The 7,500-nt window shown below is 27.6% G+C and carries 9 protein-coding genes; 4 read left to right on the forward strand and 5 right to left on the reverse strand.

The annotated features are described in order from the left end of the window. The coding region (locus tag IEZ21_RS46620; protein WP_189327874.1) for an MFS transporter at positions 1-600 on the reverse strand (600 nt) is incomplete at its 3' end. Between the two features lie 177 nt (positions 601-777). Here IEZ21_RS46620 and qacR point away from each other — a divergent pair. Then, entirely contained in the window at positions 778-1,344 is a 567-nt protein-coding gene (gene qacR / locus IEZ21_RS46625) for a multidrug-binding transcriptional regulator QacR (protein WP_001832666.1), read from the forward strand. 204 nt (positions 1,345-1,548) lie between these two features. On the opposite strand, the gene IEZ21_RS46630 is transcribed toward qacR, so the two are convergent. The 4 genes from IEZ21_RS46630 to blaR1 all read right to left on the reverse strand — a co-directional run bounded on the left by IEZ21_RS46630 (position 1,549) and on the right by blaR1 (position 5,257). Continuing rightward, positions 1,549-2,157, reverse strand: a complete 609-nt coding sequence (locus IEZ21_RS46630) for a recombinase family protein (protein ID WP_000583537.1) — start codon at positions 2,155-2,157, stop codon at positions 1,549-1,551. A gap of 130 nt (positions 2,158-2,287) precedes the next feature. Next, entirely contained in the window at positions 2,288-2,866 is a 579-nt protein-coding gene (locus tag IEZ21_RS46635; RefSeq protein WP_001829991.1) for a recombinase family protein, read from the reverse strand. Positions 2,867-3,129: 263 nt separating this feature from the next. Beyond that, complete coding sequence (blaI, locus tag IEZ21_RS46640; RefSeq protein WP_001284653.1) at positions 3,130-3,510, reverse strand: penicillinase repressor BlaI; 381 nt, start codon at positions 3,508-3,510, stop codon at positions 3,130-3,132. Beyond that, the gene (blaR1, locus tag IEZ21_RS46645) at positions 3,500-5,257 is read right to left on the reverse strand and encodes a beta-lactam sensor/signal transducer BlaR1 (RefSeq protein ID WP_189327875.1); all 1,758 of its coding nucleotides are present in this window, start codon (positions 5,255-5,257) and stop codon (positions 3,500-3,502) included. Before blaR1 ends, blaI begins: the two co-directional genes overlap by 11 nt. A gap of 106 nt (positions 5,258-5,363) precedes the next feature. Between blaR1 and blaZ the strand changes: the two genes are divergently transcribed. From blaZ to IEZ21_RS46660, 3 genes are all read left to right on the forward strand, one after another. Beyond that, positions 5,364-6,209 carry a penicillin-hydrolyzing class A beta-lactamase BlaZ gene (gene blaZ, locus IEZ21_RS46650; protein ID WP_000733268.1) on the forward strand — a complete coding sequence of 282 codons (846 nt, stop codon included), beginning with the start codon at positions 5,364-5,366 and terminating at the stop codon, positions 6,207-6,209. 290 nt (positions 6,210-6,499) lie between these two features. Beyond that, on the forward strand, positions 6,500-7,021 hold the full coding sequence (locus IEZ21_RS46655; protein WP_213089444.1) for a replication initiation protein: 522 nt from the start codon (positions 6,500-6,502) through the stop codon (positions 7,019-7,021). An 18-nt stretch (positions 7,022-7,039) separates the two neighbouring features. Beyond that, positions 7,040-7,483, forward strand: coding sequence for a helix-turn-helix domain-containing protein (locus IEZ21_RS46660; RefSeq protein ID WP_002500636.1), 444 nt, complete (start codon positions 7,040-7,042; stop codon positions 7,481-7,483). Positions 7,484-7,500 lie beyond the last annotated feature (17 nt).

Raw genomic sequence — 7,500 nt, forward strand, 5'->3', positions numbered from 1 at the left:
TAACTTAGACTCTGGTAATAAAAATAAACCTGCTACAACTGCTATTATCGCAAACGGTACATTAATTAAAAATGCCGAGTGCCATGAAAATTGCTCAAGTAAAGCTCCTCCGATAATTGGTCCAAAAACAGCACCTATCGATGAAGCGATTGACCATACAGCTAATGCAGTGGCCCTTTCTTTAGGGTTTTCAAAAATTACTCTTATCATTGAAAGAGTAGTTGGCATTATTAAAGCACCTGCAATACCAAGTAAAAATCGAATAGCTATTACGAACTCTGCACTTTCTGCGAAAAATATAGCTAATGAAACGAGGCCAAATAAAGCAAATCCAGTTAATAATGCTTTTTTTCTTCCCCATTTATCAGCAAAGGCACTCAATGGAATTATAAAGCCAGCTAAAACAAGAGAGTATATATCAACTATCCATAACTGTTGGGTACCAGAAGGCTCTAACTCTCTTACTAATTCCGGTAAAGCCATAATTAATATTGTCATATCCATTGTAACAACAAACAAACTAACAGCTAATACTACTAGTGCAGTCCATCTTTTTTTTGATGTCATCATATCAGTAGTTTTTGTAAAAAATGAAATCATTTAAGTTCCCTCCAATCCTTATAGACCGTGCGATCGGTCTATAAGGATTGTAATCTATTTTTTTACATATTACAACAAAAAATCTTGCGAAATTTAAATGGCTGTATTGTGTTATACAATTATTCTTTGAATTTTTTGTGCTATCATTGATAGTACTTAATACTCATTAAAGGCGTGATGAACTTGAAAGATAAAATACTAGGTGTCGCAAAGGAATTATTTATAAAAAATGGATATAATGCCACTACTACTGGAGAAATTGTTAAATTATCAGAAAGTAGTAAAGGGAATCTTTATTATCACTTTAAAACAAAAGAAAATCTATTTTTAGAAATTTTAAATATAGAAGAATCTAAATGGCAAGAACAGTGGAAAAAGGAACAAATCAAATGTAAAACTAATAGAGAAAAATTTTATTTATATAATGAACTATCTTTAACAACCGAATACTATTATCCACTTCAAAACGCAATAATTGAATTTTGCACTGAATATTATAAAACTAATAGCATTAATGAAAAAATGAATAAATTAGAAAACAAATATATAGATGCTTATCATGTAATTTTTAAGGAGGGTAATTTAAATGGCGAATGGTGTATTAATGATGTTAATGCTGTTAGTAAAATAGCAGCAAACGCTGTTAATGGAATTGTTACCTTTACACATGAACAAAATATTAATGAAAGAATTAAACTTATGAACAAGTTCTCTCAAATTTTTTTAAATGGACTTAGTAAATAATTATATATATATTCTTGAAATACCAATAAATATTATTTCTAAATTACGTTCGTTTTTAAGACAAAATTTCAATAGTACTACACAAAAGGAGAGTGCGAATTCGCACTCTCTTTTCTTGTCTTATTATTAGAATCTCATAATAGATGAATAACATATAATTTAGGACGCTGTGAGAAGATCTCATTTGCATTAACAATCCATTTATCAAGATAATCCCTTACCATTTTTAATTCTATAAACTGTCTGTCTTGTGATATTAACCTCTTTCGCAATCTTACTAATTGCTTTGCCTTCTTCTAACATTTCAACAACACGATGGTAGATAATACGTTTTTGAGGATCTTTAGCATTAGGTGAATATAGTAAAGGGCGTCCTTTATACACACCTTTTTCTTTCGCAACTTGAATACCTTGTGCTTGTCTACGTTTACTTTCATTTCGTTCTTGTTCTGAAACCATTGCTAAGATTTGAACGATTAAATCTTTCATAAATTTATCTAATAGTGGATTACCAATCACTTCATTCATCATAGGTAAACTAGTAATCATCAATTGAACTTCTTTATCCTTTAAATAATTAACTGTGTTAATCACTTCATCATAATTACGACCTAAGCGATCAATCGATTCTACTACAAATCTATCGCCCATTCTCACAAAGTTAAGTGCTTCTTGAAATACGGGTCTATTTTCTACTGACTTTCCCGATTGTTTCTCTGTAAATATTTTCTCTACGCCAAATGTTTTCAAATTATCTAGCTGTCTCTCTAAATTCTGATCTACCGAAGATACTCTTGCATAACCTATAATCATTCATTTTCACTCCACAATTAATATACACCCTAATCATACGTTTAAGTTATTATAAATTCAATAACTCTCTTTGTATGATTAGGGTGTATCCTGTCTAACTTTTATCTTTCTTAAAACTCAGTAATATTTTTTATTTATCTTTATTTTCTTGGTTATTTAACTTATTGAGATAACGATAGATTGTTGTACGTGAAACTTTCCATTGCTCTGCAATAGTTTTAATCGGGGTTCCATTATCATAAAGTGTTTTGAGTAAAGTCAAATCTTGTTTATTTAATTTTTCGGGTCGACCTCCATAGCGTCCTCTAGCACGAGCTGCCATTCGCCCCGCTGAAGAACGTTCTAAAATTAAATTACGTTCAAACTCTGCAAATGCTGCGAATAAATGAAATAACAATTGTCCTGTAGAACTTGATTTATCCATTGTTATATTTTCTTCTAAACTATGAAAACTCACGCCTCGATTATTAAGTTCATTAACTAATGTGATTAAATCTTCCATGTTACGTCCTAATCTATCTAGTCTCCAAACAACAATCGTATCTCCTGACCTCGCAAATTCAATAGCTTTATCTAAACCAGGACGTTTACTTCTTGATCCACTTATATGATCGCTAAATATCTTTTCACAACCATATTGATTTAATCGATCTTCCTGCAAATTCAAATTTTGCAAACCAGTTGAGACTCTTGCATAACCTATTTTCAAAATACAAACCTCCTATGTAGATTTTCATTGTACCATAACTTAATTCTAACCATATTTATGAACATAGATTTTCTGTTGGGTTATTGAACACTAAAATATGTATACTAGCTATATATCTAGATATAAAAAGAGAGTGTACAGAAAATGGTTATTTTATGTACACTCTCATCTTTACTAATATATTTTAAATGTTATTAACAAAACTAATTTAATAAGAGTCAAGTATAGTTTACATATGTATAATGTTTGAAACATATCTCTAATTACTTTTTACTAATATCATTTAAAATGTCTCGCAATTCTTCAATTTCTTTGTTATTTAATTCTTCATTTTTCGCAAAATTTAGCACTAAACTTTTCATGTCCCCTCCATACAGTTTATTAAGAAAAGTTTTAGCAGTTTTCATTTTAATATCGTCTTCTTTAATATTTGATGAGTAAAAATAAATATTCTCTGATTTGTATCGTTTTATAATCTCTTTTTTATATAGTCTTGTGATTAATGTTCTAATTGTTTTATCGCTAACTTCTTTATATTTTTGAATTTCAACTACAATTTCATTAGCTGATACTGATTTTTTATCCCATATTATATTCATAACATCCCATTCAGCCATAGATATTTCAACTTGCTTATTGGCCATTTAAAACACCCATTTCTTTTAATATTTTTTCACTGATTAATTCAGCATTTTTCCCAGACGGGTTTCCATCTGATAAATGTGTAGCAAAATAATACTTATCATGATTTGTAATTACGTAACCTACAAACCACCCATTATTATACTTCCCGTTTACTATACCTGTACCTGTTTTCCCATACAGTTCATACTTTTCATTTTTCTTAATCAATAATGAAGAAGATAATTGATTCTTTGCTTTTTTACTAAAATGGTTATTTTGTTCCATCATATTTTTAAAAACTATTACTTGTTCAAGATTAGATATTTTCAAACTATCTTCCATCCAATAGTTTTTATAACTTCCCAAATTTTCATTACCATAATTTAATTGCTTGAGTTGAGCCGCAGTATAGTTCTTTGGTATTTGATTACTAATACGTTCGAAGTACCAATTAACTGAATTTTGCATTGCTGTATTTAAATCTTGTTCCTTATTCCAAGACTCGAAAGGATAATGTTTATGATTCCATGACATACGTGAATTTTTATCACTTATGATATGACGGTCAAGTCCAAACATCGCTAAATAAATTTTATAAGTTGAATCAGGAGAATATCTTTTTCTACTTTCTTTTTCATTATAAATATAGTATTTGTCTTTCTTCATGCTGTACATGACGAAAGATCCACTATTTGAACCAAAATTTTTACTTTCATCTAAAATTTGGTGATCGTTCTGTAAGGGCTTTTTATAATTATAATCAGTTATGGATTGCCCCATCAAAAACTGGCTTTGAATTACTATGAGCAAAAAAGTAAAAATACAAATAAAAATTGGAATTAATTTAGACTGTTTTTTCAAATTGGCTTCTTTTATATTAATTAATCTTCTTTTGAGTAATGACTTTTTACCATTAAATGAATGGCTTAATATATTTTTATTAAAAAATGGAATATTTAATACGGAGTCCATAATAGATTCCGCATAAGTTTTAAATTCATTTTTGTTAATATTATTAAGAACAAATCTATCAGCTTCTACTTCATTGTCATGAATTATCTTTCTTTTTACAATATGTATTAATGGATTGTAACTCATAACAATAGAGAAGATATTAAAGATAATTAAATGTAAAGTATCTCTATTTTTAGCATGAGCATATTCATGCAGTATTATATATTTTAGTCTTTTATCAATTACACTTTTAAAATATGAACTAGGAATCAAAATAATATATTTCCCATACCAAAAAGTTATTGGAGATTGAATAGTCTCTGCTTTTCGAATCACAATATTTTTTTTATATTGATGGTTGAAAAGTATCGTATCTACTTTATTTTTTTCATTTTCGTTTAGATAAAGTGACTGTTTCTTTAAATATTTAAGATATAATAAGGATTTCAAAAATTTAAAACTTAAAATAATAACTAAAACTATCCAAACAACTGTGCAGATATTATCAATTGAATCCCAATTAAACTTATGGATATCTGTTGTGAACTCTTGAATAGGTTTGGTGGTATTTATGTTATGGTTCAAGTCGTGTGACTTACTTTCAACTGTGGGCGCTTGATTATTCACATTATTAAATTTTATAAAAGAGAATTTAATTGGGATAAAAGGTATTAATCCAGCAATCACTGTTAGATACCAAACTTTATAATTTAAACTATAATTAAAATAGCGTTTTAATATGTACTTAAAAAATACTAACAATAGAAATATAAAACAAAAGCTTACTACGCTCGTTATTAGTAATTTAGCCATTTTGACACCTTCTTTCAAATATTTATAATAAATAATTGACACAAATATTACAAATGTAATATTATATATTCGTAAAAATTACATTTGTAATATTGGAGGGTTTATTTTGAAAAAGTTAATATTTTTAATTGCAATTGCTTTAGTTTTAAGTGCATGTAATTCAAACAGTCCACATGCCAAAGAGTTAAATGATTTAGAAAAAAAATATAATGCTCATATTGGTGTTTATGCTTTAGATACTAAAAGTGGTAAGGAAGTAAAATTTAATTCAGATAAGAGATTTGCCTATGCTTCGACTTCAAAAGCGATAAATAGTGCTATTTTGTTAGAACAAGTACCTTATAATAAGTTAAATAAAAAAATACATATTAACAAAGATGATATAGTTGCTTATTCTCCTATTTTAGAAAAATATGTAGGAAAAGATATCACTTTAAAAGAACTTATTGAGGCTTCAATGACATATAGTGATAATACAGCAAACAATAAAATTATAAAAGAGATCGGTGGGATCAAAAAAGTTAAACAACGTCTAAAAGGACTAGGAGATAAAGTAACAAATCCAGTTAGATATGAGATAGAATTAAATTATTATTCACCAAAGAGCAAAAAAGATACTTCAACACCTGCTGCTTTCGGTAAGACTTTAAATAAACTTATCGCAAATGGAAAATTAAGCAAAGAAAACAAAAAATTCTTACTTGATTTAATGTTAAATAATAAAAGCGGAGATACTTTAATTAAAGACGGTGTTTCAAAAGACTGTAAGGTTGCTGATAAAAGTGGTCAAGCAATAACATATGCTTCTAGAAATGATGTTGCTTTTGTTTATCCTAAGGGCCAATCTGAACCTATTGTTTTAGTCATTTTTACGAATAAAGACAATAAAAGTGATAAGCCAAATGATAAGTTGATAAGTGAAACCGCCAAGAGTGTAATGAAGGAATTTTAATATTCTAAATGCATAATAAATACTGATATCATCTTATAGTTTGTATTATCGTTGACATGTATAATTTTGATATCAAAAACTGATTTTCCCTCTATTATTTTCGATATTTATTTTCTTAATTCTCTTTAACAAACTAGAAATATTGTATATACAAAAAATCATAAATAATAGATGAATAGTTTAATTATAGGTATTCATCAATCGAAAAAGCAACGTATCTTATTTAAAGTGCGTTGCTTTTTTCTCATTTATAAGGTTAAATAATTCTCATATATCAAGCAAAGTGACATATTAGTGTTAATAATGATTTGAAGCATATACTCAATTCAATTACTGCTGATTTCACTAAATTTGAACTACAGGAAATGACACAACTAAAATCAACTTATGCAAAAAATATGTTTAGATTACTAAAGCAATATAAACATACAGGATATTTCAAAATTCAAATTAATGATTTCAGAGAACGTTTAGATATTCCGAAAAGTTATCGAATGAGTGAAATTGATAAGTATGTATTTAAACCAATAATTAAAGAATTAGGCTTTTTATTTAAAAATCTCAATATTAATAAAATTAAAGCTAAAAAAGGACGAAAGATTGAATGGTTAGAATTTTCTTTTGAACCTGAGAAACGTATTCATTCGAAACGACAATCTAATATGATAAGTACAGGCAAACCAAAACAATATATAAGCCGTGAAATGACGCCACAATGGTTAAAAAATAACACTTATGAACCAACCACATCTAAGACATCTGCGTATACAGAAGAAGAACGTCAAGCGTTTTTACAAAAAATGAAAAAGTAAAGGAGACCCAGTTATTTGATGAAAACTGTAAAGGAAGTTTCTGAACTTTTAGATGTCTCTAAACAAACAATTCATTATCATTTAAAAAGTTTACCTTCAAATTTGAAGGTAAACAAAGTAGGTAACAAATCATTAATAGATGATAATACAATAGATTATCTAAAAACAATTTTAAATAAAAAAACGACAAAAGAATCGACAAAATTTGATGAAAAATCGACAAACAAAACAGAATCATTAAATAACCAATATAGCAGTTATATCGATAAATACATAGAGCATTTAGAATCAGAAATTCGACAAAAGAATCGACAAATTGACGATTTAACAATTGCATTAAAACAAGAACAATCTTTGAATTTAAATAGCCAAAATATATTAAGTAATACCAAAAAAATAGAAACTGATAATATAGATTCAAAAGAAGATATCATTACTCCAAAAGCATCAAAAAAAAAATGAACAAAAACAATCTATCT

This window comes from Streptomyces flaveus (genome assembly GCF_014647675.1).
GTDB lineage: Bacteria > Actinomycetota > Actinomycetes > Streptomycetales > Streptomycetaceae > Streptomyces > Streptomyces flaveus.